The sequence below is a fragment of the Leptospira wolffii serovar Khorat str. Khorat-H2 genome, assembly GCF_000306115.2.
Classification (GTDB): Bacteria; Spirochaetota; Leptospiria; order Leptospirales; family Leptospiraceae; genus Leptospira_B; species Leptospira_B wolffii.
Genome location: NZ_AKWX02000004.1, coordinates 326,573 through 352,504, shown reverse-complemented (window position 1 = coordinate 352,504; position 25,932 = coordinate 326,573). Strand labels below are relative to the sequence as shown.

The window sequence follows — 25,932 nt, the reverse complement described above, 5'->3', positions numbered from 1 at the left end:
TTGCTGATTTTTAGCAACCTGGCACGCTAGTTGCATATATACGGGCATAGGAGATTTAGGAGAATGATGAGAAAAAATACAGTCAGCCTCATTGCCGCCCTAGCCCTGGTATCCGCTTCATCGGCTTTTGCCCAAGCCAATAAAGCCCCAGCTAAGGATGTGCAAGTACCGCCGGCGGCGAAACCGGCGGCTGCACCGGATCCGGTGGACAAAAATTGGTACGAAGCAGTTGAGTTTTCGGGTTTTGTGGATGTGTACTATATGTACAATAACAACCCTCTGCAAAGTAACGATGTGGACGCAACCCGTTCCTTCGAGACCAGCAACAAGAACTTTGCGGTAAACGCAGCTGCTTTAGCGATCCAAAAGACCGCTGAAAAAGGAAGTCCTTGGGGTTTCCGCGTTGATTTCCAAAACGGACAAAACAACGCATTCCAAGAAGCGCCTTACGCTAGCACCAACAACATCTTCAATACGAACATGCTGAAACAAGCTTATATCAGTATGTATTTCCCTGTTTTGAAGGGAATGACTCTGGATGTGGGAAAAATGGCTACACATATCGGTTACGAGGTTTTGGAATCCTTCAACAACCCGAACTACTCGATAGGGGCCATCTTCCAAAATACAATCCCGTTCATTCACACCGGTGCTCGCTTAACCACTCAATTTACAGACAAATGGACAGGAACCTTTTATCTGTATAACAGTGGTGGTGGTACCGGTTACGTTACGCCGAACTATACGTTCGGGTATGATGCTACTACTCCTGCGAACTCCACAGTTACTTCCAGCTTAGCAAACACCGGGAAAAGCAGCTTCTACGAAGCGGCTACCCAGCACAAAGCGATTGGAACTCAGGTTAAAGGAACCATCATCGAAGACAAACTCTCCGTTACTTGGAACACTTTGTATTCCCAAGACGGAGCTTCCGGCGTAGTGGATCCTACCCAAGCTTACCTGGCTAATCAATTGGGAGCTCCAGCTCCTACCGCTCCTAGAGCGAAATACACCCAGGACTATTGGTTCATGAACCACGCCATCGTGTCCATCTCTCCTACCGATCGAATCACCATCGACCTCGATTATACTTGGAGTGAGAAACAAGGTGGAGCTGCAGTAGGAAACAAACAAGCTTCTCTTGTAAACGCTGACGGTTCCGATCCTTACTCCCTGGAAAAAATCCTGGGCGGCGCGGTAACTACCAAAGACACCAAGTCTTCTTATAGAGCTTACGGATCTTGGATTAAGGTTAAATTGAACGACGAGTGGGGTGTTAACTTCCGTTTCGAGTATCTGGATGACAGACACAATAACGGTCAGTTGACTACTTTCAACCCGTTCAGGAACGCAAACACTTACCTGAGCCCTGCTCAGCAACAACTCGATGCAGAATTGGCTGCAGCAGTAAAAGCTGCCGCACCTCAATTAGCAGGCCTTACCGACACGGAAGTTCTGCAATTCCTGAAGCCGAAAGATTATACGAACTACGGAAACACCAACTACGGTTCTTATAAGACTTTCACCGTGACTCCTATCTGGAACTTTACGGAAAACCTGTTAATCAAGCTCGATCTTAGAAGAGACTGGGCGAACGGTTACCAATTCGTAAACGCTCAAGGAGAGAAGAGCAAAGACCAATACGGTCTGACTTTGGGTATTGTAGCTAAGTTCTAATCGAACTTTTCGCTCCAACACACATTTGGTATGGGAAGGGCGCCCGAAAGGGCGCTCTTTTTATTTTGGCCGCGTCCCTTGGAAAGTTTCTCGGGTCCGGAAACCTTTTGATCTTAGATAGGGCCATCGAAGCGAGACAGGAAAATAACTAGTACTAAAATAAATCCCCAAAGTCTGGGGATTGCGTATCAAAAGTCCAGATCGGATTGACCGGACATGGCGACTAATTGCCTTCTCAAACCGTGAGGCAAAATTTCCCAACAATTCAATAGGAATCTTTTCCAGATTCCCCTTCTCCCTTGCCGGGCCTTGGATTTTAGATCCTCGCTCATGTCGCTTCGTCCCCTTTCTAATTTGAGACGAAAGAAAGACTTTTGCCCTTTCCGGAAAACCTATACCTTATTTGGAAACTTTGCAAAGAAACCCCGTATCGACTCGTAATATCGGGGTTAGGTTTTTCGTCCTATTGCAATTGAATCGGATTTTCTAGGCAAGCTCTAACAATAATTTATCGAGTTATAGACAGAGCGCCGTCCGCCGCACCCGCCTCGAGTTCTCGCATTTCTGCCGAAGAGCATTTGCTTAGGTCCGCAAGACATACGGGTATTTGCCGCCGACTTTCAGATCATTCTCCAAAGTATCAAAGGAACAACCTTCCGGACCGGTTAACCAACCGCACATCAGCACCGGCTTTGTAAAACAATCGAATACCCATTGACTCGGTCCCACGAAATGAAGAGATCGCTTCTTAAGCGGAGAATACTCCGTAAACGATGATCCCTACTCCTCCCACATTCGCGAGAACCCCTAAAAGCCCTAGGATTTTTCCTAGAGGAGGCTTTTCCTGGAACTCGTCCTTGACGGATTGCAACCAATTGGCCGTATCCTTTAATGCAAGTAGAGCGGAAGAAGCGGCAAATAAGGAAGCTCCGACTAATTCCAGAAAATCGGATAGAGGAGCGAAACGGAAAGCGAGTATGAGTCCGAGGAGCATAGGCCCTTGCATCAAAGGTCCAATATGCGCCGCTTGCAAATACCTAGAGGGAAACTCCGCCTTGCCTCTAGCCAAAGCATAAGCGAATCCTGTAAGACTCCCATACGCTAGATTCAAAACTCCTGCTATAACGAGAATTTTTTCGGGGTAGTTCATGTCATCCACCTGTGTTTAAATGAGGGTTAGTGGATAATCTCAGATTTCTCTCTGTCACTCCTTTTTCGTAAGGCTCGATTATCTCACCGAAGAATAAAAAAGCCGCTCCTTACGGAGCGGCTCTTCTTTATTGAGGGGTAAGAGGTTTAAATAACCTTACTTCTTACCCTTCTTCTTGGAAGCGGAAGTTTTGGACTTCCTTCCATTTTTGGAAACGGTATCCTCTTCCAGATCATCGTAAAGAGAAACATAGGCTTCCGGATGAAGGGCCAAGGATTTTTCCGCCCCGGAAGTGCCGAGTTGTTTTCTTTCGCCTACAACGATCAGATAGAGAGAAGGCAGAATAGTCAAAACGAGTAGCATCGCGGAGAATAATCCACCTACGATTACCGTGGCCAACGGCCTTTGCACGTCGGAACCGACCCCGGAAGCGAGCGTTGCAGGAATTAGACCGAGCAAAGCGAGCAATATGGTCATGAGCATAGGACGCAATTGAATCACCGCCGCCTTACTCACCGCTTCTCTCGTAGTTAAGGTAGGCTCTTCTAAAAGCAGGTGGTTCGTCCTAGAAACGAATAATACCCCCGACATGGTCGCGATCCCGAAAAGGGAAATGAACCCCACCCCGCTCGATACGTTGAAATAATATCCTCTGAGCAGAAGCGCATAAATCCCGCCCACCAAGGAAAGAGGGAGGCAGGCCAAGGCCACATAAACATACTTTAAATTTCTATAAAGTAAGAATAAGACTCCGAAAATGATAGCTACGGTGATCGGGATTACGATAGCGAGCTTCTTACCGACCCTCGCTAAGTTTTCGTATTGCCCTCCGTATCGGACCTCGTAACCTTCGGGGAGTTTGATTTTCTGTTGCACTTTCTTACGCAACTCGTTTACGAATCCTCCCTGGTCTCGACCTCGAACGTTCGTACGAACCGTAATCGTCCTTCTACCTTCCTGGCGGAAAATCATTGTAGGACCGTCTTCCAGAGTGATCTTAGCCAATTGGGATAGAGGAATTCTTTCTCCCTTAGGAGAAATGATCGGCATATCTTCGATGGAACGCTTCGAGGCTCTATAATCTTTGGAAAAGCGAACCACAATTCCGAATCTGGCCGGAGTCTTAGGAGGAATATCCGACGGCCCCTCGTAAAGCGTGCTGATTCTTTGCATTCCGATAGCGGCTTCCACCATCTGCTGCACATCGCTTACGTTGATTCCGTATCTCGCCGCCGCCTCCCGATCTATCCGAACGGTCAATTGCGGGCTATCCGCTTCCTGCTCGATTCCGAATTCACTGGCCCCGGGCATGTCCTTTACGATTTCTAAAATCTCTTCGGCAAGGCCCCGCATGATTTTCAAATCCTGCCCGGAAACGAATACGGCCAAATCCGCGATCGTCCCCATAATGGCTTCCGAAAGGTTATCCATGATCGGCTGCGAGAAACTGATCCTTGCTCCGGGTAACGTGGCTTCCAGGTCGTTTTTCATTCGGAGAAGGAGTTCTTGCTTGGTAATCCTTTCCTTCCAGTCGTCGTAATCCTTGAGACTGACGAGGACCTCCAAACGGTTAGGCGGTAAAGGATCCGTTCCGTCGTCGTTTCTTCCCAACTGAGAAAGAACCACACTTACTTGTTCGTTCTTATAGATAGTTTCCCGAATCTTAGGCATGAATTTTCGCGCCTCAGGAAGGGAAATCCCCACTGGAAAGAAGATCCTTAAATTGAATCCGCCTTCGTCCATCTCGGGCAAGAACTCCGTTCCGAGCTTATATCCCCCGATTCCTAAAAGTAGAATAACGACCGTAAAGGAATAGACTACCACCCTCTTGGATCTATCCACAAGGAATTCTATCAGTTTTTTATAACGTTCTTCCGCCCATCCGTAGAACGGGTTATGCCAAGCGATCGGACCGGGAGTTGCGGATTCGAAGTATCCGCGGAAAAGATATGTCATCATTACCGGAACCACGGTCATGGAGAATATCAAAGCCCCGAAGATGGCGAAAGAAATCGTAAAGGCCATCGGTTTAAAGAGGCGACCTTCGATTCTCTCAAAAGAGAAAATCGGTAAATATGCGAGAATGATGATCAAAATAGAGAAGAGAATTTCCGTCCCTACCTCTCCCGCGGATTCCGCGGTAAGCTTTACAATCCCCCGGCTCTTCTCGGCCGGGGTTGCGTCCCGGTATCTTCTCATGATATTTTCCACCATGATCACGGCCCCGTCCACGACGATACCGAAGTCGATGGCTCCGAGTGAAAGAAGACTCGCGGGAATCCCGGTCATATTCATGAGCAAGAAGGCGAAGAGTAACGCAAATGGAATGGTTGCGACGACTACAAGAGACGCCTTGGCGCTTCCTATGAAGAAAATAAGAACCAAACTCACGACCATCACGCCTTCCAAAAGGGTGCGGCCTATTGTGCGTAACGTATAATTGACAAGATCGCTGCGATCGTAAGTGGTGCGAAGTTGAACACCCTGCGGTAAATAATTCTCGTTAATTTCCTTAACCTTGGCTCGAATCCGGTCCCCCATCTCATTTGGGTCCCCCCAACGACGCATCGCTACGAGTCCTTGGACGGAGGAATCCACGTCGATCAACCCTTCTCGATCGTTTTGAATGGTATATCCTAAGACACCGCTGGGAATCGGATGGGAAACTTCCACCGTCGCCAGGTCCCGAACGAATACCGGAACCCCGTTTACGGTCTTAACCACGATATTCTCGATATGCTCAGGACTACGAATCGCGCCTAACGAGCGGATAGGAAAACCCTGCTCCCCCTGGAGTAGAAGGTTTCCTCCGGTATTCAGGTTATTTGCCTGGATCGCCGAGATAACGTCGTTGATAGTAAGTTTGTATCGAATCAATTTGTCCGGCGAAGTTACCACGTGGAATTGTTTAGGTAAACCGCCGAATGTTACTACGTCCGCTATGCCGGGAATGGATAGCATCTTAGGCATGACCACCCAGTCCTGGATGGTACGCAGTTCCATCTGAGTATGGTTCTGGGAAGATTCCACTACGTAACGGAAAATTTCCCCGACCGGAGAACTCATGGGACCGAGAGCGGGCTGCACTTCTTCCGGAATATCCGCGTCGGCCACTCTCTCCATAAGTCGCATACGAGCGAAATAATCATCCGTTCCGTCTTCGAAAACGAATTGGAACACTACGAGTCCGTTGATCGTACGGGAACGGCGAACCGCTACTTTAGGAATCGCATTTAACACCCTTTCTATCGGTAGAGTCACCCTTTCCTCTACTTCGACTGCGGCTTTTCCAGGGAATTTGGCAATCAGACGTACCTGGGTATCGGCGATATCCGAGTATGCTTCCTTCCGAATGTCCGTCCAGGCCCAAATCCCGAGAATAACGATAAAAATGGCGGACATGAGCGTTGGAATTCTGAATCTGAGAACAGATTCGATAAGGCGATTGATCATTGGCTGGACCTCGTATCGAAGAAGTATCCGAGTTGGATAAGGAGTTGAGGATTCTTATAATCCCCGCTGCCGATTCCTCCGCCTACCTGCAGATAGAAATTTCCCATGAGAATATCGTAGGTAAGGCCGATGTATCGCTGACCTAAGACTACTCTTTGCTTTTCTCTACTCTGGTATTCGAAAATCGCAGCCAGAGTCGGATTCTGCTCCGAGATATAAGAACGTATGATCAAATCCTCATACGTCGGGTCCCTATGCTGGTATCCTGGTATATCGGAACCGGTTCTATATGATGTTTGCCCGCCTCGCCCCAATTCAGGAGCGAAAGGATCCACTTGGAATTGTCCGAGTACGACGGAAACGCTGTGAGCGATCACAGGTGTTTTCCAGAAACTGATCCCCAAGTCCAATTGCCAGCCCCACCAATGAGGACTCCAATGCCCTCCGGAGCCTCTGATTACGATGTCCTTGTAATAATACCCTAGGTTGAAGTTGATGCTTCCGGGAGATCCGATACTTGCTCCGTATACCAAAAAGTTCGTGGACTTAGGTAAAGGCTTGGTAGCGAGTTGGTCCTTCTCCTCTTTCTCTTCGCGAAACCTAGTTTTGCGATCCGGATCGGGACTCCAGTCCGGAGAGATATTCGAGGATTTCTGATCCTTCTTCTCCTTATTTTCCTTCGAATAATCCTCGGAATACGCCGAGTTTGCGAAAGAAAATAAGAATATTATAACAATAAAACTTAATATTCTTTTCATAGGGATTAAAATCCGAAGCTGAGTCCTTTTAGGAGAATCGCGCCTTCGACAACGACCCTATCCCCTTTAGTGAGGCCTTCCAGAACGTTCACTCTCTCACGGGTGGAGATGCCTAATACCACCTCGCGTCTAAAGAAATCTCCCGGGCTCTCCTCAACAAAAACATAATTCTTGCCTTCGATAGTCACAACGGAGGTGAATGGAATCACCACCGAGTTACCTCCGGTCTCTTCCGGAAAGCGAACCACGGCGAACATTCCCGGTTTCAGTCTGTATCCTTCGTTCTTAATCGCGATACGCACCTTTACCGTTCTCGTATAGGGATCCACGTTGTCCCCCAGGGCCTCCGCGGTTCCGTTCCATTCGTTATTCGGGAAGGAGGAGAATACTACCTTGACTCTTTTTCCTTTTTGAAGATTGGAAAGCTGGGATTCCGGAACGTCTGAAATGATCCAGGCGGTTTGGCTGGCGGCTTTCGCAAGCAGAGCCGGATTCAAACCGACCGCTCTCAATTTACCTTCGAACTCGGCGAATTCGGCTTCGTCGTTATTTACTTCTGTTTCCGCCTCGACCAGATCTTTCTCCGTGGCGACCCGATGTTTGAACATATCCTTGATACGATCCAAATTCTTGCGGGAACGATTTAAGCTGTTCTTTGCGTGCACGTAACCTACATAGAGATCGTTCAGTTCAGCGGATTCGAATAAAACGATCTGATCCCCGTTGGATACGGAAGGAGCGGTAGTTGCGATAAGTCTAGCAGGCGCCTCTACGTTTACGAACTCACCCTGCTTTCCGATTTCGGCCGACTTGATGATCTCCAAACCCGGACTATTCTCCTTGAACTCGATCCTTTCTCCCTTGTCGTGGACGATCGCCTTTTGAGGACGGGCAGCGGTCTTCTTGGCGCTTTTATTGAATCCAAGCGAAACAATGGAGGCTGAAATTGCGGCAACCGCGACTATCAGTACGATTCTTAATTTTTTAGAGGATGGTATCATTTCGAGCCTCCTTCCGTTTTACCGGACTCTCCTGAATTTTTTGGGGCAGGAACGATTAGCCCCGTTCCCACAGAGTAATTTACGCCTTCGATCGCTTCCATGCGATCGGTTTGCAAACGCAGCATTTCTACGATACTGGATCTATACGTTTCAAAGAAATCGGCGAATTCTAAAATCGATATATAACGTTTTTCGTAACTAAGTATCATGTCCTGGGCGAGATCGGAATAATCCTTCGTATATGTGTTCCTGAATTTGCGATAGAGACCGTCTTTGGCTCTTGCGGTGGCAAGCGCCACGTTCACTTCGTTCTCCACTTCCAGGATTAGATTTTTCAATTCCTGCTTTTTGACTAGAATCGCTTTTTCGGCAGCCTTGATATTCCCTTGGTTCCTATCGAATATGGGAATATTCAACTGGGCAGTGATCCCCCAATAGTTCTGGAAGGCGGTTCCTCCCCTATTGTACATGGGACCGATCGCCACGTCAGGAATCGCGTTCGCGTGTTGCAATTCCAGATTCGCTTCCTCGTAACGCAAAGCCTGGACCGCTTTTTTCAAGTCCGGACGATATTCCCTGGCCTTAGCGAGCATCTGGTCCAATTTCAATCCGTCTATGGTGATGTTCTCGATGAAATCCACGTTCAGGATGGGAACGATAGCTACCTCTTGGTTGAGATAGGCTTCCTCGTTCAGAAGAACCCGAAGATCCGCTTCTTTCTCCAAAACCTTGATCCGTAAATCCTCTCTTTCTTTTCTTAAGAAGAAGAGAAGCGCTTTCAAACGAAGCACTTCGGATTGTAAAACGGCCCTTCTCTTATAAGCCAAGTCCGCGGAGGAAACCGTCTTCTCCAGAGCGATCAAGCTTCCGTCGTAAAAAGCGATCGCTTCCCTGTAATAATGAATGAAATAGAATGTCCTTCTCAACTTTGTAAGAAGTGCTCGAGCCAGATCGTAGAACTCCTGTTCTCCCATCTTGGCGTTCAATTCCGCCACTCGAACTCTCTTATCGATCTTGCCGCCGAGTAGGAAAAGTTGTTGGATCTGAACGACGGTTTGTCCGGAACGGGTAAAGTCGAAATAACGTTGCGTAGGCTCGGCGTAAATACTCTGATCCACGAATATGTTCGGATTCGCGTAGAGTCCCGCCTGTTCGATTCCCGCCTTACGGGCGTCTATATCGAATTTGGAAGCGAGGAGTAGGAGGTTATTGCGCCAAAGTAGCTCTTCGGCTTTTTCCAAATCCAGACTGATCTGAACTCTTTCCTCCCCTCGGACGGAAACCGGGGCCTTCCCTTCCGGAAAAAGAGTCCCTTCCCCCGAATTATTATTGGGGGAAGAACCCGTTCCTTGGGGAACCGATTCGCTCGCTAATAAAACCAGTAGTAAAATTACTAGTATTTTCTTATTCATAAGTGTACAAAATCACCCGAAAGTTTAACTTCTTCGCTTAAAGTATGGGGATCCTAGGACGGACTTAGATTGCGGGTATAGCAATGCTAGGAAATCCGAGGATTATGTCGGACTAGACGATTGCTGGTGGGGGGAGATCGGTCAGGAGTAAGGAAACAATTAATTTCCGAGGGCTTTCCGGACCTAAGAAGAGCTTTGTTACGAGAAAAACAAGAGGAGTCCAAGGAGAATCCGAGATTTCCTCCGCTATAAATTCCAGCGGACGACTATCTCTCTCTCGAGCCTGGGTATAGAATAGACCCTCGGTATCCTTAAGATCCGATTCTATGAACGTGGCTACTTGCTTTTTGGAAGAATGGGCGAGAATCAGGGCATGCGTTGCGTCTTCCTTCTCCAACCATTCCAATGAAGAAGTGAACATCACCAAGCTTACTTGGAGAAAAATGAGCAGAATGTAAGCTATGCGCCGCACTAAATGTCAAATGCTAGCAGAGGTATTTTTCGTCAAGTTTTTGGGTAAATTATACCGGATTTGGGAACTTAAATCGGGAACTCCGGTCCGATTTACCCCTTAACGAATCGGATCCGGGGGTGTATAAAGTACCTTTAATACGGCTCCCCTTTGGAAACGGATTCGAATTTCCTTATCCGGCCTGGACCCTTCCGCAAATTTAGAAATCGGCCTATAATATACCCATTCTTCCATCCCGGGAGACCAATTATTGATGGTCTTCTCTTCGTCCGGATTTCCTAAAAGATTTCTTACATAGAGTTTATTTTGGGTTTGGAGAGATTTGATCAGATTGGCTCTAATTAAGAGTTTCTGGCCTTCTTCCGAACTGGGAGCCTGTTCTCCCAATAAGTTCGGATCAGCGTCCGGAATGGATTTTAACACGAATTCCTTACACTTGGAATCATCCGAGAAGGTGGACATACATTCCGCGTACAACTCTTTCGGAGTCTTTGTTTCCCTACCGGGATTACCGAAGAAATAAGCGCATTGGGACAGGGTGAGAATGGACGCACCCGCTAAAATCCATTTGGAATTCATTTCTTTTTCCTCCGGCTTGTCTTACGTTCGGACCCGCCCCCTCCGGAAGCCACAGGAAGAGCTTCGCCAGCCGCGTTCTTAGGACGATTGGATTGCAATGCTTGGAAACCTCCGGTCAACTCCTCTCCTACCTTTTTGTATTCCTTTTTTTCTTCGGGGAGTTGGGTCTTTTCGGTCACTTCCACTCGGATGAGGAAGCTTACGATTTCTACCTTCATATTCTCGATGGCTTGATCGAATATTCTGAAACCTTGGAGTTTGTATTCTACGAGAGGATTCTTTTCACCGTATCCTACGGTCCAGATCCCTTCTCTTAAATGGTCCATGGAATAGAGATGTTCCTTCCAGCGATGGTCCAAAATATCCAGGAAGATGTTTCTTTCTAGAAGCTTCCAGACATCCGGTCCGATACGATCCGCCTTTTCTTGGTAGAACTTCTGGGCGGTTTCGTTTAAGAATTCAAAAATCGCTAATTGAGCATTCTTTGATTTTTTAATTTCCTCCATATCGACTTCCCAAGGAAGACCGATTCCGGTATACCACTCCTTTAAGGCTTCCAGTTCCCAAGCGTTGGGATTTCCACCTTCGCAGGTAAGCACGACCTGGGCCTCTATAATCTCGTCTAAGAATTCCTTGACGAGCGTGGTTACGTCTTTTCCTTCCAGGACCTCGTTTCTCATCTTATAGATGACGATCCTTTGGCGGTTCATGACGTCATCGTATTCCAACAAATGCTTTCTGATATCGAAGTTATGACCTTCCACCCGCTTCTGGGCGCGAGCGATAGCATTAGACACCATTGGATGTTCTATCTCCTGACCCTCCGGCATCTTGAGTCTTTCCATAATACCCGCGATCCGATCCGAACCGAAGATTCTCATCAAATCGTCCTGCAAGGAAAGATAGAATCGGGAAGAACCCGGATCCCCTTGTCTTCCGGAACGTCCTCGAAGCTGGTTGTCGATCCGTCTCGCTTCGTGTCTCTCCGTTCCCAGAATATGCAAGCCTCCTGCTTCCAGAACCTCGTCGTGGTTCTTTTTCCAGATCTTGGCGTTACCTAAGATTTCGTTTGCTTTGGATTTCTTGGCCTGGGTATCCAATCGATTCACGACGGATTCCGCTTTTTCGAAATTCGAACGAAGAGTAGCTTCCTTGAATTCCACAACGACAGGATCCGAATCGGTCCAGGATTCCAGGGATTCCTTAAATAACTGGGCCCCTCCCAAAACGATGTCCGTTCCCCTACCCGCCATGTTCGTCGCGATAGTGACAGCGGAAGGTTTACCGGCGTTAGCGATGATTTCGGCCTCTTTCTCGTGGAATTTGGCGTTCAATACGTTATGGGGGATTCCTGCCTGATTCAGTAGTTTGGATAATGTTTCCGATTTCTCGATGGAAATCGTTCCCACGAGTACAGGTTGTTTGGAAGTTCTGCAATCCTTGATTTCGTTTAGAATCGCGTTGAATTTTTCCTTCTCCGTTCTATAGACTCTGTCGGCGGCATCCTTCCTTTGTACGGGAACGTTAGGAGGAATTACGATCACGTCCAGATGATAGATCTTGTGGAATTCCTCCGCTTCAGTATCGGCGGTTCCCGTCATACCGGATAGTTTATCGTACAGACGGAAATAATTCTGGAAGGTAATACTCGCAAGAGTCTGGGACTCTCTGGCGATCGTAACGTTTTCCTTGGCTTCCAACGCCTGGTGGAGTCCGTCGGAATACCTTCTACCCGCCATCAAACGACCGGTGAATTCGTCCACGATGATGACTTCTCCGCCTTGGACCACGTAATCCACATCTCTTTGGAAAATCTTATGAGCCTTGAGCGCCTGGTGAACGTGGTGAACTAAATCCACGTTTTGAGGAGCGTATAGGTTATCTATACTCAGAATTTCTTCCACATGAGCGACACCCTTCTCGGTGAGTAAAACGTTCTTAGCCTTTTCGTCCTTTTCGTAATCCTCGCCTTCGATCAGTCTAGGAATGATTTTATCGATGCGGGTGTATTTGTCCGTGGATTCGTCGGAAGGTCCGGAGATAATGAGAGGAGTACGTGCCTCGTCGATGAGAATGGAGTCCACCTCGTCCACGATCGCGAAGAAATGGCCTCTCTGAACCTTATGGTCTATATGAGAGACCATATTGTCCCTTAGATAATCGAATCCGTATTCGTTGTTGGTTCCGTAAGTGATATCGGATCCGTAAGCTCTCTTACGATCGTCATGCTCCATATCGTGTTGGATGATTCCTACGCTTAAATCCAGGAAATCGTAGATGGGCCTCATCCAGTTGGCGTCCCTTCTCGCTAGGTAGTCGTTCACCGTAACCAAATGAACGCCTTTTCCTGCGAGAGCGTTCAGATACACCGCCAATGTGGAAGTAAGGGTCTTACCTTCGCCGGTCTTCATCTCGGAGATATTTCCCCAATGAAGAGCGATACCTCCCATCATCTGCACGTCGAAATGGCGCATCCCCAGTTTACGAAGAGAGGCTTCCCTAACCGTAGCAAAGGCCTCGGGCAGAATATCGTCCAAGGTTTCCCCGGCTGCAAGCCTCTCCTTGAATTTTCTAGTCTGGGCGGAAAGTTCCGAATCGCTTAGAGCGTGAATGGATTCCTCTAAGTCGTTGATTTTTAGGACAATCGGAGTGAGTCGTTTCAGGTCTCTCTCGTATTTACTTCCGAAGAGTACCCTTAAAATTTTCTGTATCATGTATGCACCATCAATCGTTTCAATTCTATAATGACAAAGTCCCGAAAAACGTCCCGGGAACTCGCGGAAATATTATAAATCCAGAATTCCTTCGAACAAGGCTCGTCCGGATTCTTCCATTTGAGACCTCAGATTCTCCGTTTCCGGTCCAGGAATCCATCCAGCCTTGGAGATAAACTCCGAGTGAACCTTTTTCCAGACTTCCAACATCGGACCCGTGACTTCCAAATGGCATTGGATCCCGAAGATACGATTCTCGAACCCGAACATCTGATTCGGATAGAAGGATCCTTCTAAAAGAATATTCGCATTTTCGGGAATATCGAAAACATCCTCGTGCAGATGGAATGCGGGAAAGGATTTCTTTTCGTTCAGTTTGGAAAACACAGGAAGAGAAGAATCCGAAATTTTCACATCTGAGAATCCTACTTCGGGTCCCTTCGTACCGGTGTAAACATTCGACCCCAAGGCTTTAGCAAGAATCTGGGATCCCAGACAGATTCCGATCACCTTCTTATTTTTCATTCTTACCAAATGAGAGGCCAATTGCAGCCAAGGCTTGAAGAATTCGGACTGGGAAGGATCATGAACCGTTTGAGGACCTCCCAGAAATACGAAAAGATCGAACATCTGGTGAGCATCCGGCATGAGCTGGATCTTAGAATCGTACGCGTTATGATAGGTTATCTTGTATTTTCTAGATTGCAAAGAATCTAATAGAGTTCCCGGACCCTCGCAATCCTTGAATCGAACGATCAAACATCTCATGATTGACCAGCCATACGTTTGAAAAACAGCACCTTTTTATCCTGAGGAATCTTGGTCGGATCCGCCTCTTCGCTGATCGGACCGATGAAATTATAATATAAAACCAAGGGCTTATTCTTAAATAAAAGAGTTTCCGGAGTTCCCGTCACGAGTCCGTCCGTTCTGGAAATCCGAAAGGAATTCTTCATGATAAGTACGGGAAGTTTGATCCCGTATTTACGGATCTCTTCCTTCATTTTGACGGACGCCTCTCGGATCAGTTCGTCCTCGTTCATATTCTCCGGATTATCGAAGAATAAAGTAGGGTCCACGACCATATAGAGTTTGATATGAGGATCCTTTTGGAGTTCGGAATACAGATAATTCAGAACGGGAACTTCCTTCACACAAGGAAGGCAGTTCGGACCGTAGACGTTCAATGCGATTCTCTCGGCTTTTATATCCGAGATGCGAACCGTTTCCCCTTCTAGGGAAATTCCCTCGAAGGACTGGACCCCGAGATTGGATTGCTCGGAAGGCGCACAGACTCCTAACAGAGAGACGAGAACGAGGACCGAAATGAGTTGTAGGCGGAAGAGACTCCCCAGAAAACGGGGGAAACTAGGCCTGGAATCGGAGTTACACTGAGAATCCATTGGCGATTACCAAAATCGTAGCTTCCCCCTGGAATTCAAGGAATAAACAAGGATATAAGGGATTGACAGAGTACGTAAATCGAGAATGATGGTAGTTTCTAAGGCCTCTATCCCCTCGCAGGAAGACAAAATGACCCAAAACCAGAATTCAGAATTCGATATTGTAACATTAATCGAGCTGGCCAAAAAAAACAAGTATGAAAGAGCCGTAGCTGGCTTCCAAATTCTGGATAGAATCGACAGACTAGAACTCCCTAAAAAAATCAAAGGAAGAAAACTCGCCGTTCAGGCCATGTTTGCACTTTCCAACGAAGAAGTTCAGTACAAATACGTAACCAAGGAAGAAAGAGCTGCCATCGAGCAAGAGGCTCAGAATTCCGGAGCAAATTATTCCCAATTCAACGGGCTCTTCGAAGCTCCCCAAGCCCCGATCGCAGAAGAGGATATGGAAGAAGACTTCATTCCGGAAGAGACTCCCAAACCTCTCATGGATATGGAAGACGGAGAAGAAGGCGAAAGTTCCTACGATGACGAAGACGATTCGGACGACGATGAAGATGAAGACGAGGATGATTCGGACGACGATGAGGACGAGGACGAAGATACCGAGGAAGACGACGAGGAGTAGTCTATCTTTCTTTTAGTCCGGCAATCCGACGGCAGTTTCAATATCAAGGAGGAGAATTCCTCCTCCTTTCTCCATTCTACCCATGATCCTCGAAAAGAAGGAGAGAGAATTTCCTCCTCTTTCCCCCAAAATCTCCCTACAGACGAACTATTTATCCTAGTAGGAGTCGGTTGCGGATACCATGTTTCTTCTTACCTAAAAACGAAAAATCCGGCGACTTCCCTGCTACTACTCGAGCCGTTCGGAGAAATAGAGTCCCTTCTCCCCGAATCCTGCAAAGAAGAATGGAAAGGCCATATTCCCTTCTTCGGTTGGAAGAATTTTCAAAATCTCAAACAAGAAGCCTGGCTTCCGCCGGGAATCCGAAGCCTTAGAGTTATCATCCATCCCAATTACCTAAGAAGGTATCCCGAGTTGAGCCGAGAGATTCTGGATTTTTTTCAGAATCGAAGATTGGACCGCCAGAATATCCTCGCAAAGAACGAATACGGAAGACTTTGGGTGAGAAATTTTTTCCGGCATTTGGAAATCACGAGTCGGAACAAAGACAAGTATAGAATTCTTGCTAAGAAACAAAGTACGAGCCCCGATCGGATCGGTTGCTTTTTAGGAGCCTCTCCCGAATTAGAATCCGAAATTCCCTGGATTCGGAAGCATAGAAAAAATGTATTCCTTCTTTCCTCGGATACGTCTTTGGGATTTCTATTGGAGAATGGGATTCGTCCGGATGCCATTCTATCCATAGACAGCGGTCTTGGGACTTCCTACCATTTTCCGGAAAAGATCCCGAAAGAGATTCCCATACTGACCTGGCTAGGCGGATCCACAAAAATTTTTGATTTAGAAAATCCGAAAATTCTGTATCTATCCACACATCCTTTGGACCAGATCTTAGGTTCCAGGTATTATCCCGGGGCCCCCATCCTAGAAAATCCTATCCTGAACGTGGCGGGACTAGCGGTCTCCGCATTGCAGGCCTTGGGAGCCGGAGCGGTTTGTATGAAAGGAGTCGGATTTACCCGAGAAGCGGGAAAGACTCATTGCAAGTCTAGCGGTTACGAAAGATACGATCGATTTTTTTTGAATCGAAAAAGGAGTCTCTATTCAGCGAGATATTCCCCGGAATCCCGTTGGAAAACGAGAACGGTCGTACTGGATTCTTTGCATTCTTGGAGCCCCATCCCAATTCTTTCTTCGATCCGAGAGAATGCGCAAGGTCTCTCCGGCTGGGAAAATTCTTTGGTAAAGTTAGGTTCCGAATTTCCGGGAACGATTCCGGAATGGAGGAATTGGATCCGGGAGATCCCGGAAATTCCACAAGATATACGAGACCTGGTTCCCAGGGAAGTCAGGCAACTAGAACGGGTCCAGGATCGGGAACGGACCTAGCCCTGAGAGTTCCGTATTCTTACTACTTGACATTCTTGGAGAAATCTCCAAAGTCTCTAGTTCCGGGAGCCAGACGGCCGAATCGGTCTTAGGATTATGAATAAAGGTTATATTATTTGTGTCGATGATGAAGTGTCGGTACTGGAAACACTCCAGGAGCAACTTCATAACGAGTTCGGAAAAACGCACGAAATCGAAACTGCCCGGAGCGCCGAAGAGGCCTTGGCCCTACTGGATGAGATCCAGGCATCCGGATTCGTGATCGAAGTCATCATTACCGACCAGGTAATGCCCGGGATGAAAGGTGCCGAGTTCCTAGAATCGGTACATAAACGTTCTCCCGATTCGATCAAGATACTGCTCACCGGACAGGCAGGCTTAGATTCGGCGATTCACGCCATAAATTTCGGCGGATTGAGCCGATACGTGGAAAAACCTTGGAATATAGAGGATCTAACGAACGATATCCGATCCCTGATCGAAAAGTTCCGGCAGAACCTGGAGAATCAACACTTAATCAATGAACTTAACAGAAGAATCAAGGACCTCGAAGAAGAAAACCGGAAGCTGCAACAAAGCGGAGAGTAAGTCCATTACTCTAAACGATCGCCTCGGTCTTTCTGGAAAGAATCGTCTAAAATCCCGATCCGCTCTATCCTTTTCCCAATCCGTTCGACTGTTTGCCGGAATCTGTCTGGTTACCGGTATAATAATCGGAACCTCCTTGGGCGCTAAGGAAGCACCGCCCAAACCGAAATACACCGAAGAGCAGATTAAAAAGAAAAAGGAAGTTCTTGCGAAAATTCTAAAATACGGAACCACCAAGGAAAGAGCCTCGGCCATCCGCGAATTAGAGGATTTCCCCAAGGAAGAAGCGGGAGAATTATACGATCAGATCGGAGTGATTCTTTCCAGGGATCCGGACTGGTCCATGCGGATTTACGCTCTTAGAATCTCCGGGATTTTAGGACTCAATAAATTCGAGGATAAAATCGTAGCGCTACTGAAACACGACCAACAGGATGTGCAAAAGGAAGCGGTCTATGTGATCCGAAAGCTGAAACTCGAATCCGGAGTGGCTCCGATGACGGATCTACTCAAATCCCAGGATTTCACCAAGAATTCCAATTTCCTAGTCGCACTCATAGACGCACTGTCCGAATTTCCGAACGCAAGCGAAGCCTCTTCGATTTTAGAAGCGAGGTTCCAGGAAAAATTCAATGACCCCGAAGTAAGGGCTCAAATTGCATTATATTTCGGTAAAGTGAAGAACAAATCCGTGGAGGACCTGCTCATCGCGACGGTAAAAGACGAAAAGGAACCGATTACGATTCGAGCCTATTCCGTGAACGCTTTAGGTAAGATCAAATCCTCAGCGGCCGTTTCTCCTCTTCGGGAACTACTCGATAAGATCCGTAATCTAAAATCCAAAAACGATATCCAGGATTACCAGGCGCTAAAGATACACACGATTACCGCACTCGTCTCTCTGGGAGATAAGGAAATCATAGAGGAATTATATTCCTTCGCGAGAGACGACGACGCGATGGTGAGACTCCGGGCCATCAAGCATTTGGCGGAAACGGAAGATCCGGCGGTGATCGAAATTTTAGAATACAAGGCCCAAAGGGATCCGAGTGAGAAGGTGAAGCGTGCGGCCCAGAACGCGCTGGACCAGTTGCGCAAAAAATTGGATCCGAATTTCGTTCCGCCGAGTGCGGATCCGAAAGCGTCCGATTCTTCCTCCAAGGGAGGAATTCGAAAATCGGGAGGTTCCAGAAGATCCCGCCCTAGTAGCGATGGAGAAGGTTCTTCCAACAATCCGGTTCCTTTAAGCGGAAGCGGATCCTCGTCTGGAGGAGGAGAAGGTCCTAGCTCCGGTGGAGGCGGAAGCGGTGGCGGTGGAAAACCTTCCGGACCGGAATCCGAGGACCTGGAAAACGACTAAGTCATGTTCGTCGGTCGTTTCCAAATCCTGGCTTTATTAGCGATTCTAATCTTAAGCTGGACCGGAACCGTCCTAGGAGAACCTGCGGGAAATACCTACAGAGGAACGATTCCTCTCAAGGAAGCTCGCACCCTGGACATCAAAGAAGGACTTACCCAATCTAAGCCCGATTTTCCGGAAAATCTGAAGTTATTCTACCAAGGTATCCAAGGAAATTATGCCGTGTTCTATGATTGGAACGGGCATATGGTATATTATAAATATAGGGAGAATAAATTCGATAGACGGTTGAGGAAATATGTTTCCAGACTCGCCGGAGGGGCGCCCTACGAAGTAAGCGGGGAATACTTGGGCCTTCTGATTTTTGAGAATAATACGATCCAAAAATTTAAGAAAAAGGGAGAAGAAACTCTGGAAGAGAAGAAAGGTAAACAATCCGTTCCGGTCTTCCAGCTCAAGCAATACAAGGAGTTGATTTTAGAGGAAATTCTACTTTGATCCGTTTTTCTGGGACATTCTTCCCGATTCTCATTCTTATAACCTACTCAGCATTCTCGGTTCCTTTGGATCCGGACCAGAAAGTCTACCAGGTGGGGGAAAAATTCAAAGAGAACTTCCTACAAATCGATTTTCCGGAAAAGGCGCTTGTTCGAACCGAATCCAGAAAGAGGTGGAGAGCGGTTCCTCTCAAAGACAGACCCTGGATGGTGGTCTGGAGAAAACTAGACCGGGCCGGGGACGAGGAAACCGGCAACAAGTCCTTAGAAGCAGTATTTCCGGAAAAAGCGCCGGAAAAATTTTCCTCCGACGAGATCGAAATCTGGAGGTGGACCAAGGAAGATGTCTCCGGTGGAAACCCCTTACAAATCATCTTTTATCTACTCCGGAAGAGGGACCAAGCTTACACAGTCTACATCGCCTATTACAAAGAACGCCAAGATCTGCGTACCTGGTTCTACGACTACACCCGATACTTGAACCCCAATCCATAAAATCCGCTTGAAACCCGACCCACCCGTAAAAAACTGGAGCCTCCGGGCCTATAGCTCAGTTGGTTAGAGCGGCAGACTCATAATCTGCGGGTCGAAGGTTCAAGTCCTTCTGGGCCCAAGAAAGAATTCCCAAAAATCAAAAACAAAGTCCAGAAGGACTTGAAGCTTTTGTGCGAAAGCATTTGCAGCGATCCGTAGAGAGCGTCGCAAATGCGCCGCGAGCCAGGGATGGTGAAGCGCGCACAAAAGACGCCGTGGAGCCAAGTTTGCCAGGATGGCAAACTGCGTAACGGCAAGTCCATTCATCGCTATAAACCCATTGTCTTCCAGGTCGAAGGTTCAAGTCCTTCACACATTGACCTATGGTCAGCGACTCTAACGGTCGCTTTCTCGCTCCTAAAGTCGCTGCGAAACCCAAGAAAGAATTCCCAAAAATCAAAAACAAAGTCCAGAAGGACTTGAAGCTTTTGTGCGAAAGCATTTGCAGCGATCCGTGACGACTCTGTTGGTGTCTAACAGAGTGCATGGAGTTTGCCATCCTTCGGATGTCACCGACTCACCTACGGTGGTCGTTTCCTCGCTTCTAGGGTCGCTGCGGAAGAGAGCGTCGCCAAAGACGCCGTGGAGCCAAGTTTGCCAGGATGGCAAACTGCGTAACGGCAACTCGTCGTATGATAACTCTCGGACACATAATCTCTGCCGGTGAAAACTTTCGAGGCCCTCTTATAGCCAGTTCATTGCGGTAGGTTAAAATTTCCCTATTGCGGTTCCCTTCGCTCCACCATAAAAGTTCCTACATATAAAATCCCCCCGCCCGGGTGGGGGGCGGGCTTGCGGGAAAATTTTTGAAAAAGTTACGTATCACCGAATGATCTACTTTTCGAGTCGTTTCAAAGAAAGCCGACTTTTTTTGAAGATATTTACGTATTACCTCAAGATCTTAAATATAAGCTCCATTCTTTCATCCCCGGATAGAATTTAGAATTTCGTGATGAGATTCGGTTCACTAGGAATCGATTTCCATTTTCGATTCTATCACTAACTCTCAATATTGCAGCCCGCGGAAGAGATCGAAGCGGAAATCCTGGGGCGCCTTGCGGCCCAGATTGGAGCGAAGAGCTCGGTTCTCGCTTTTACGAGAATCCGCCCTAAACCGTGATCTGAAACGAAGCCGTCCGCCCTCTATCTCGATGGGGATGTAGTACCTCCTTCTTTTTTTGCGACATAAAAAGTTTATAAAGCACTAAAACAAGGCGCTTGCCTCCTAGTTTCTGGCAGCTCCCTCGCTAATTTAATTATAGCGGTCAGTTTTGCTTGCCTAGTCCTTCTTCCATGGCAAAATGTGTCAAAATAATTCATATTAGACAATTTAATGACATAATATTTTCGAGAAAAAGAATGATCCAGAGTGAAGCACATATTCTATTACCTGATTTTTTGGAAAAAGGTAGCGGTAGGAAGACCATCCTCCTCGTGGAAGACGAGGCGATCATCGCTCTTTCCGAATCGCAAAGGCTCGAGAAATGCGGCTTTCGAGTTCTTACCGCCTATTCCGCAAAGGAAGCGACGGATCTGGCCTTAAATGATTATTCGATAAACTTAATACTCATGGATATCGATTTGCGGGGAGAAGAGGACGGAACCCAAGCTGCATTAAAAATTTTGCAAGTCCGGGATATTCCGATCGTTTTTCTTTCCAGTCATACGGAACCGGAAGTCGTGGCTAAGACGGAAAAAATCACATCCTACGGTTACGTAGTCAAGGATTCCGGGGAGAATGTACTACTCGCATCCATCAAGATGGCGTTCCAACTCTATGAATCCCACCTAAGATTGAAAAGAAGCGAAGAATCACTGAAAGAAAATCAGGAACTACTGGAGGCAACTCTAAGATCCATCGGCGACGGAGTCATTTCCACGGACGAGCTAGGAAATATTACGAATATGAATTACGTGGCGGAGTCCTTAACTGGCTGGAATCTCCATGATGCGATCGGCGAACCGATCGAAAAAGTCTTTAAAGTCTTCAATACCCGAACAGGTAGACGGCTTCGCAACCCGATCGACGCCGCCCGCCCTTCCAAGCGACTGATCGGATTGGATCGGGAAACGCTTCTCTATTCCAAAAACGGACAGGAATATTTCATTTCCGACACCTCCGCTCCGATTCGTTCGGAAAGAGGCTTCGTCGTCGGTTCCGTACTCGTTTTTCGGGACATCACAAAAGAACAAAGGCTTTTAAGGAATATTAGAGAAAGCGAAACTAGATTCAGAAGAGTCGCCAATGCGGCTCCGGTCATGATTTGGATGGCCGGTCTGGATAAAAAATGCGACTGGTTCAACCAGACCTGGCTGGAGTTCACAGGGAGAAGCATGCAAGAAGAAATGGGAGACGGCTGGGCGCAAGGAGTCCACCCGGAAGATTTAGAAGAATGCATCCAGATCTACCACGAGCATTTCGAAGCGAGACTCCCCTTCCAGATGAGTTATCGCCTTCGGAATCGAAAAGGAGAATGGAGATGGATCCAGGACAACGGGCTTCCTATCCAGGACGAAAGCGGGGTTTTTACCGGTTTCATAGGCTCCTGTGTGGATATCACCGAGGTGAAACTGGCGGTAGAAACATTGTCCCAAGATCTGGAAGAACGGGAATCTCTGTTTAAAGAGCTCCAGCATAGAGTGAAAAACAGCATCAATATGATCGCAAGCATCGTGGAAATCTCCGGGAATAAATCCAAAAACGAAGTGGTAGAAACCACCCTGGATAGCATAGTGAATCGAATCCATTCCATAGGGAGTCTTTACGACCAGCTCTATACCTCCGGAAGTTCGAATCGTATCCGCCTAGACGAATATATCGAGAAAATCATCTCTACCCTTTTCAAGGCCTTCTTAGTGGATCCGGAAAGGATTTTATTACGGCAAAGATTGGAGTTCCTAAAAATCGAAGCGAAAAGCGCGGTCCCCATCGGCCTAATCGTCAACGAATTGATTACGAATATATTGAAATACGGATTCCCCTCCGACCAAACCGGGAGCGTTTATGCGGATCTATATAAGGAAAATGGAATTATCTACCTCTCTATCTGGGACGACGGACTTCCTTTTCCGGAGGGTTTCCATCCGGATTCCTCCGAAGGATCCGGCTTGCAACTCGTTCAACTTTTGGTTCAGCAATTAAAGGGCACGATACAGTGGAATCGGAAAGAAGGAAAAAAACTGAGCATTAGATTTCCCGCAAAGAACCATGAAATCGACTGATCCGGGACCGAAAAATAAGGATTCGGTTCCGCCCTCCTGCCTATTTTTTGAGCATCCCTGACTTATAATTCCCGATTGCCATTCAGAAGGGTCGATTGGAAAGTTATTTTATGGACCAGACCCTACCTCGAAAGGTCAACCCCAAGGCTCGTAGAAAAGGCGGAGCCTATTCCGTCGGATCGGAAGATATATATATTTTTCCGCTCTCGGACGCCACCAATCTCTTCCTACAAAAAGTATGGAACGCTTTCGTAAACAAGATGGTGGCCATGGCGCTTCCGAACGGAAAGCCGGTCTTTCAATATTCTGTTTTCGAAGCCATCCAGGGAAAGAATCTGAAAATCGTCGCCTCCTCCACCCATTTTCGGATGAAGGAAGTCGCGAATCGGATCGGTCTGCAAAGCATAGAAGAATTCATCCGCAATACTATCCCCATTTCCATCCAGGATCCGGACAATCTCTCCGCAAAATATCTAAGAGAAGCCATTCTTTCCGTGGAAAAGAAATCCAGACCGGAAGTGTACTTTCATAGTCTCGACGACGAAAGAGTACATCCCAATCTCAAGCAACTTCTGACCAAAACCATGAATTACGCCGCGGGTATCCCGCTCTTCGTGAAGGGCTTTCCGATCGGAATGCTTTGGGGAATCCGCAGGGACAATATGACCCCGGAGCAGGAAGAAGAAGTTAGGCAACAACTGTACAGCTTATACGACGTGGTGGACTTCGTCATCTCCAAGGAAATGGGAGTCAAAGGGGATCCTTACTACGCCCGTAAGAACATAGAAAAATCGGATCTTCATTCTAGAGCCAAACATCTCTTTTATACCCGAGGTTTCGGTCAAAGCGAACCCGTGACCACAATCGTATTCGATTCCCATACCTACCAAAGATCCTACAGATTGGATGCGAGTTATCTCATTCCTTCCGGAGACGGTTTTTCGGTAAGTATCAAGAGATTCGAACCCAAAGAAAGAAACAATACCGGCAAAAATCTACTACTGATTCCAGGATTCTTCTGTAGACGTTCGGTCATGGATAAGGTAGCTCGGGAACTCTGCCTGAAACACGGCTATCGAGTATTCTCTATGGACATGAGAGGCAGGTCCAGAAGGACCCTGCCCACTTTCGGAATCCGGGAAGGATGGACGGTAGACGATTTTATCCAAGAGGATTTTCCTGCGGTTCTCGCCTGGTTAAGGGATAATTTTCCCAACGAAAAATTAGTAGTCGTAGGTCATAGTATGGGGGGAATGATTCCTAGATTCTATTCCTCCGCATATGAGGAAATTCTAAAGCAGAAACCCAATTCTCCGGTTCCTTTGCCTCGTCCGGACGATTATATCTCCGGAATCGTCTCTATTACTTCTCCCAATTTCATCCGGCTCCAGGCGCAGATTCCCGGATTGGACGTTCTAAAGATGGGATTGAAACTTCTTCCCTCTAAGACGATCTCGGATTTTCTATTCGATCTGACTTCTTTCTCTCTCCAAACTACTCTTCCTACCGTGGATCTGAATAAATTCTTCAAATTCCTTTTAGGATTACATTCCTCTCTTAGAGCGGTCTCCTTCGATCTTCATGCAAAAGTCGTAAACCTGAGAGATTTCGTCGGATACAAACAAATCTCCCCTCCGGAATGGTATTTTCTAATCGAGGATATTTTCTGCGAAGAATCCACCAAAGTGGTTCTGCAATTTCTACGCTCCCAACTGGGTCAGGATCTTTCCTTCCTCTCCTACGACGGGACATTGGATTACACCGCGTTACAAAAAAATCTGAAGATCCCTCTTCTATCCGTTCTGGGTTCTTTGGATAAAGTGGTTCCTAGTGAAACCATTCAGGAAGATCTCGCGGCACTCCCTCATAAAAAAAATAAGATTATTTCTTACGAACAGGGACATTTAGGAATCGTTTTCCATATGCCTGTCGTCCGGGAAATGTGTTCGGAAATCGACGGATGGATTCGAGGATTAGACTCGACTTGAGTCCCAGGTTTAGAAGGCTTGACATTTCTGGAAACGAAAGATAGGTTCTAAAACTAGGAAATGGATCTCGTAGAAGCGACTATTTACAATATTTCACTGACCAACGTCGGTTTTGCGGTATTCCTGAAGGCGAAAGACGAATCGGACCAAAGAGTCGTACCGATTTTTATCGGGCCTCTAGAAACTCATTCCATTACCTCCGTCTTGGAAGGAACCAAACCTCCTCGACCGATGACTCACGATCTCATGACTATTCTGCTCACCACTCTGGGAGTGCAGATCGTGAAAATCGCTATCGAAGAAATCATAGATAACACGTTCTACGCCAAAATCACTCTCCGCAAGGACGAGGAATTGATCGTGTTAGATGCTCGTCCTAGCGACTCGATCGCACTCGCTCTTCGCGCCAACGCTCCCATCTATCTCGCTAAAAAGGTGATCGAGGAGGCGGGCATCGTCATGAAAGACGATGAAATTCCGGGCGAGACCATCGGAAAGGAAAAGATCTCTCAGCTTCCCAAATCCCAGCTGGAGATCCTACAAGATTCTCTGGATAATGCCCTCAAGGCGGAAGATTATGAAACTGCCGCGAAAATCAGGGATCAAATCCGTAAACTTTTGGAAAATCCTTCCTAAATTCCGACCGGATTTTCCTCTCAAAAAAACTTCCACTTTCTCATCCCACTTAGGCTTAACGGACTGGACCTTTCCGATCGTCTAGGCTAATCTTGGTCCCCTATCGGGAGCTCAAGAATGGAAAAAACGCTGATGGATATCTTAAACGCCGGCATAGCCGTCTTCCAATCGGGAGAAGGGAAACTGAAACAGACCCTCTCCGACTTGGAAAAAGTATACGAAGAATTGAAGGTAAAAGGATCTCAGGACCAATCCGAGCAGGCCAATCGTCTTCGGGACCTACTACAGAAAACGGTTTGGGACGCTCAGGAAAAACTGAAAAACGCCAATGAAAATTCCAGGGTCGTGGTCCAGCAGCTAAAGGATAATTTCGAAAAGATCTCTAGCCAGGTGGACGAGATGCTACCGCCTGACCTGAAAGCCAAGGCAAAAGCCGCCCTGGATGAACTTAAGAAACTGACTCGAAGCTAA

At 47.2% G+C, this 25,932-nt stretch carries 22 protein-coding genes and 1 tRNA gene; 12 read left to right on the top strand and 11 right to left on the bottom strand.

What is annotated here, in order from left to right; all coding sequences use genetic code 11:
• Window positions 1-66: 66 nt before the first annotated feature.
• Window positions 67-1,677, top strand: coding sequence for an outer membrane beta-barrel protein (locus tag LEP1GSC061_RS01640; protein WP_016544058.1), 1,611 nt, complete (start codon window positions 67-69; stop codon window positions 1,675-1,677).
• Between the two features lie 188 nt (window positions 1,678-1,865).
• Here LEP1GSC061_RS01640 and LEP1GSC061_RS21615 read toward each other — a convergent pair whose 3' ends face one another.
• The 11 genes from LEP1GSC061_RS21615 to LEP1GSC061_RS01590 form a co-directional block, all read right to left on the bottom strand.
• Window positions 1,866-2,009 (bottom strand): hypothetical protein, encoded by a 144-nt coding sequence (locus LEP1GSC061_RS21615; protein WP_016543750.1) that lies wholly within the window; start codon window positions 2,007-2,009, stop codon window positions 1,866-1,868.
• 416 nt (window positions 2,010-2,425) lie between these two features.
• Window positions 2,426-2,827, bottom strand: coding sequence for a hypothetical protein (locus LEP1GSC061_RS01635; RefSeq protein WP_016544102.1), 402 nt, complete (start codon window positions 2,825-2,827; stop codon window positions 2,426-2,428).
• Between the two features lie 156 nt (window positions 2,828-2,983).
• The gene (locus LEP1GSC061_RS01630) at window positions 2,984-6,280 is read right to left on the bottom strand and encodes an efflux RND transporter permease subunit (RefSeq protein WP_016544114.1); all 3,297 of its coding nucleotides are present in this window, start codon (window positions 6,278-6,280) and stop codon (window positions 2,984-2,986) included.
• Window positions 6,277-7,038, bottom strand: coding sequence for a hypothetical protein (locus LEP1GSC061_RS01625; protein WP_016543326.1), 762 nt, complete (start codon window positions 7,036-7,038; stop codon window positions 6,277-6,279). Before LEP1GSC061_RS01625 ends, LEP1GSC061_RS01630 begins: the two co-directional genes overlap by 4 nt.
• A gap of 5 nt (window positions 7,039-7,043) precedes the next feature.
• Window positions 7,044-8,039, bottom strand: coding sequence for an efflux RND transporter periplasmic adaptor subunit (locus tag LEP1GSC061_RS01620; RefSeq protein WP_016543328.1), 996 nt, complete (start codon window positions 8,037-8,039; stop codon window positions 7,044-7,046).
• Window positions 8,036-9,451, bottom strand: a complete 1,416-nt coding sequence (locus LEP1GSC061_RS01615; RefSeq protein WP_016543605.1) for a TolC family protein — start codon at window positions 9,449-9,451, stop codon at window positions 8,036-8,038. The genes LEP1GSC061_RS01620 and LEP1GSC061_RS01615 overlap by 4 nt, the downstream gene beginning before the upstream one ends.
• Window positions 9,452-9,563: 112 nt before the next feature.
• Complete coding sequence (locus LEP1GSC061_RS01610; RefSeq protein WP_016543734.1) at window positions 9,564-9,872, bottom strand: hypothetical protein; 309 nt, start codon at window positions 9,870-9,872, stop codon at window positions 9,564-9,566.
• A 150-nt stretch (window positions 9,873-10,022) separates the two neighbouring features.
• Entirely contained in the window at window positions 10,023-10,502 is a 480-nt protein-coding gene (locus LEP1GSC061_RS01605) for a hypothetical protein (RefSeq protein ID WP_016543579.1), read from the bottom strand.
• Window positions 10,499-13,216: a preprotein translocase subunit SecA gene (gene secA, locus LEP1GSC061_RS01600; protein ID WP_016543703.1), complete on the bottom strand. Its 2,718-nt coding sequence runs from the start codon at window positions 13,214-13,216 to the stop codon at window positions 10,499-10,501. The genes LEP1GSC061_RS01605 and secA overlap by 4 nt, the downstream gene beginning before the upstream one ends.
• 72 nt (window positions 13,217-13,288) lie before the next feature.
• Complete coding sequence (locus LEP1GSC061_RS01595; protein ID WP_016543382.1) at window positions 13,289-13,984, bottom strand: type 1 glutamine amidotransferase; 696 nt, start codon at window positions 13,982-13,984, stop codon at window positions 13,289-13,291.
• Window positions 13,981-14,619, bottom strand: a complete 639-nt coding sequence (locus tag LEP1GSC061_RS01590; RefSeq protein WP_016544135.1) for a TlpA family protein disulfide reductase — start codon at window positions 14,617-14,619, stop codon at window positions 13,981-13,983. The genes LEP1GSC061_RS01595 and LEP1GSC061_RS01590 overlap by 4 nt, the downstream gene beginning before the upstream one ends.
• A 130-nt stretch (window positions 14,620-14,749) precedes the next feature.
• Between LEP1GSC061_RS01590 and LEP1GSC061_RS21610 the strand changes: the two genes are divergently transcribed.
• From LEP1GSC061_RS21610 to LEP1GSC061_RS01535, 11 genes are all read left to right on the top strand, one after another.
• Entirely contained in the window at window positions 14,750-15,247 is a 498-nt protein-coding gene (locus LEP1GSC061_RS21610; RefSeq protein ID WP_016543803.1) for a hypothetical protein, read from the top strand.
• A 414-nt stretch (window positions 15,248-15,661) separates the two neighbouring features.
• Window positions 15,662-16,636, top strand: a complete 975-nt coding sequence (locus LEP1GSC061_RS01580) for a 6-hydroxymethylpterin diphosphokinase MptE-like protein (RefSeq protein WP_232218342.1) — start codon at window positions 15,662-15,664, stop codon at window positions 16,634-16,636.
• Between the two features lie 96 nt (window positions 16,637-16,732).
• On the top strand, window positions 16,733-17,224 hold the full coding sequence (locus tag LEP1GSC061_RS01575) for a response regulator (protein ID WP_040507570.1): 492 nt from the start codon (window positions 16,733-16,735) through the stop codon (window positions 17,222-17,224).
• Entirely contained in the window at window positions 17,157-18,584 is a 1,428-nt protein-coding gene (locus LEP1GSC061_RS01570; protein WP_040507568.1) for a HEAT repeat domain-containing protein, read from the top strand. The genes LEP1GSC061_RS01575 and LEP1GSC061_RS01570 overlap by 68 nt, the downstream gene beginning before the upstream one ends.
• A 3-nt stretch (window positions 18,585-18,587) precedes the next feature.
• Window positions 18,588-19,082 (top strand): LIC_11959 family protein, encoded by a 495-nt coding sequence (locus LEP1GSC061_RS01565; protein WP_016543606.1) that lies wholly within the window; start codon window positions 18,588-18,590, stop codon window positions 19,080-19,082.
• A complete protein-coding gene (locus LEP1GSC061_RS01560) occupies window positions 19,079-19,576 on the top strand; it encodes a hypothetical protein (RefSeq protein WP_016543560.1) in 498 nt (165 codons plus the stop codon). The genes LEP1GSC061_RS01565 and LEP1GSC061_RS01560 overlap by 4 nt, the downstream gene beginning before the upstream one ends.
• A gap of 44 nt (window positions 19,577-19,620) precedes the next feature.
• Window positions 19,621-19,694: transfer RNA gene (locus LEP1GSC061_RS01555), tRNA-Ile, on the top strand.
• Window positions 19,695-20,974: 1,280 nt separating this feature from the next.
• Entirely contained in the window at window positions 20,975-22,837 is a 1,863-nt protein-coding gene (locus LEP1GSC061_RS01550) for a PAS domain S-box protein (RefSeq protein ID WP_016543828.1), read from the top strand.
• A 110-nt stretch (window positions 22,838-22,947) separates the two neighbouring features.
• A complete protein-coding gene (locus tag LEP1GSC061_RS01545) occupies window positions 22,948-24,825 on the top strand; it encodes an alpha/beta fold hydrolase (RefSeq protein WP_016543918.1) in 1,878 nt (625 codons plus the stop codon).
• 60 nt (window positions 24,826-24,885) lie between these two features.
• Complete coding sequence (locus tag LEP1GSC061_RS01540; protein WP_016544032.1) at window positions 24,886-25,461, top strand: bifunctional nuclease domain-containing protein; 576 nt, start codon at window positions 24,886-24,888, stop codon at window positions 25,459-25,461.
• 117 nt (window positions 25,462-25,578) lie between these two features.
• Window positions 25,579-25,932: a phasin-related domain-containing protein gene (locus tag LEP1GSC061_RS01535; RefSeq protein WP_040507566.1), complete on the top strand. Its 354-nt coding sequence runs from the start codon at window positions 25,579-25,581 to the stop codon at window positions 25,930-25,932.

Coding starts and splice junctions, on each gene's coding strand:
- LEP1GSC061_RS01540 (WP_016544032.1), top strand. CDS start 24,886: ATGGATCTCGTAGAAGCGACTATTTACAATATTTCACTGACCAACGTC.
- secA (WP_016543703.1), bottom strand. CDS start 13,216: ATGATACAGAAAATTTTAAGGGTACTCTTCGGAAGTAAATACGAGAGA.
- LEP1GSC061_RS01630 (WP_016544114.1), bottom strand. CDS start 6,280: ATGATCAATCGCCTTATCGAATCTGTTCTCAGATTCAGAATTCCAACG.
- LEP1GSC061_RS01640 (WP_016544058.1), top strand. CDS start 67: ATGAGAAAAAATACAGTCAGCCTCATTGCCGCCCTAGCCCTGGTATCC.
- LEP1GSC061_RS21610 (WP_016543803.1), top strand. CDS start 14,750: ATGACCCAAAACCAGAATTCAGAATTCGATATTGTAACATTAATCGAG.
- LEP1GSC061_RS01615 (WP_016543605.1), bottom strand. CDS start 9,451: ATGAATAAGAAAATACTAGTAATTTTACTACTGGTTTTATTAGCGAGC.
- LEP1GSC061_RS01535 (WP_040507566.1), top strand. CDS start 25,579: ATGGAAAAAACGCTGATGGATATCTTAAACGCCGGCATAGCCGTCTTC.
- LEP1GSC061_RS01565 (WP_016543606.1), top strand. CDS start 18,588: ATGTTCGTCGGTCGTTTCCAAATCCTGGCTTTATTAGCGATTCTAATC.
- LEP1GSC061_RS01590 (WP_016544135.1), bottom strand. CDS start 14,619: ATGGATTCTCAGTGTAACTCCGATTCCAGGCCTAGTTTCCCCCGTTTT.
- LEP1GSC061_RS01575 (WP_040507570.1), top strand. CDS start 16,733: ATGAATAAAGGTTATATTATTTGTGTCGATGATGAAGTGTCGGTACTG.
- LEP1GSC061_RS01635 (WP_016544102.1), bottom strand. CDS start 2,827: ATGAACTACCCCGAAAAAATTCTCGTTATAGCAGGAGTTTTGAATCTA.
- LEP1GSC061_RS01620 (WP_016543328.1), bottom strand. CDS start 8,039: ATGATACCATCCTCTAAAAAATTAAGAATCGTACTGATAGTCGCGGTT.
- LEP1GSC061_RS01545 (WP_016543918.1), top strand. CDS start 22,948: ATGGACCAGACCCTACCTCGAAAGGTCAACCCCAAGGCTCGTAGAAAA.
- LEP1GSC061_RS01570 (WP_040507568.1), top strand. CDS start 17,157: ATGAACTTAACAGAAGAATCAAGGACCTCGAAGAAGAAAACCGGAAGC.
- LEP1GSC061_RS01550 (WP_016543828.1), top strand. CDS start 20,975: ATGATCCAGAGTGAAGCACATATTCTATTACCTGATTTTTTGGAAAAA.
- LEP1GSC061_RS21615 (WP_016543750.1), bottom strand. CDS start 2,009: ATGAGCGAGGATCTAAAATCCAAGGCCCGGCAAGGGAGAAGGGGAATC.
- LEP1GSC061_RS01605 (WP_016543579.1), bottom strand. CDS start 10,502: ATGAATTCCAAATGGATTTTAGCGGGTGCGTCCATTCTCACCCTGTCC.
- LEP1GSC061_RS01610 (WP_016543734.1), bottom strand. CDS start 9,872: ATGTTCACTTCTTCATTGGAATGGTTGGAGAAGGAAGACGCAACGCAT.
- LEP1GSC061_RS01625 (WP_016543326.1), bottom strand. CDS start 7,038: ATGAAAAGAATATTAAGTTTTATTGTTATAATATTCTTATTTTCTTTC.
- LEP1GSC061_RS01595 (WP_016543382.1), bottom strand. CDS start 13,984: ATGAGATGTTTGATCGTTCGATTCAAGGATTGCGAGGGTCCGGGAACT.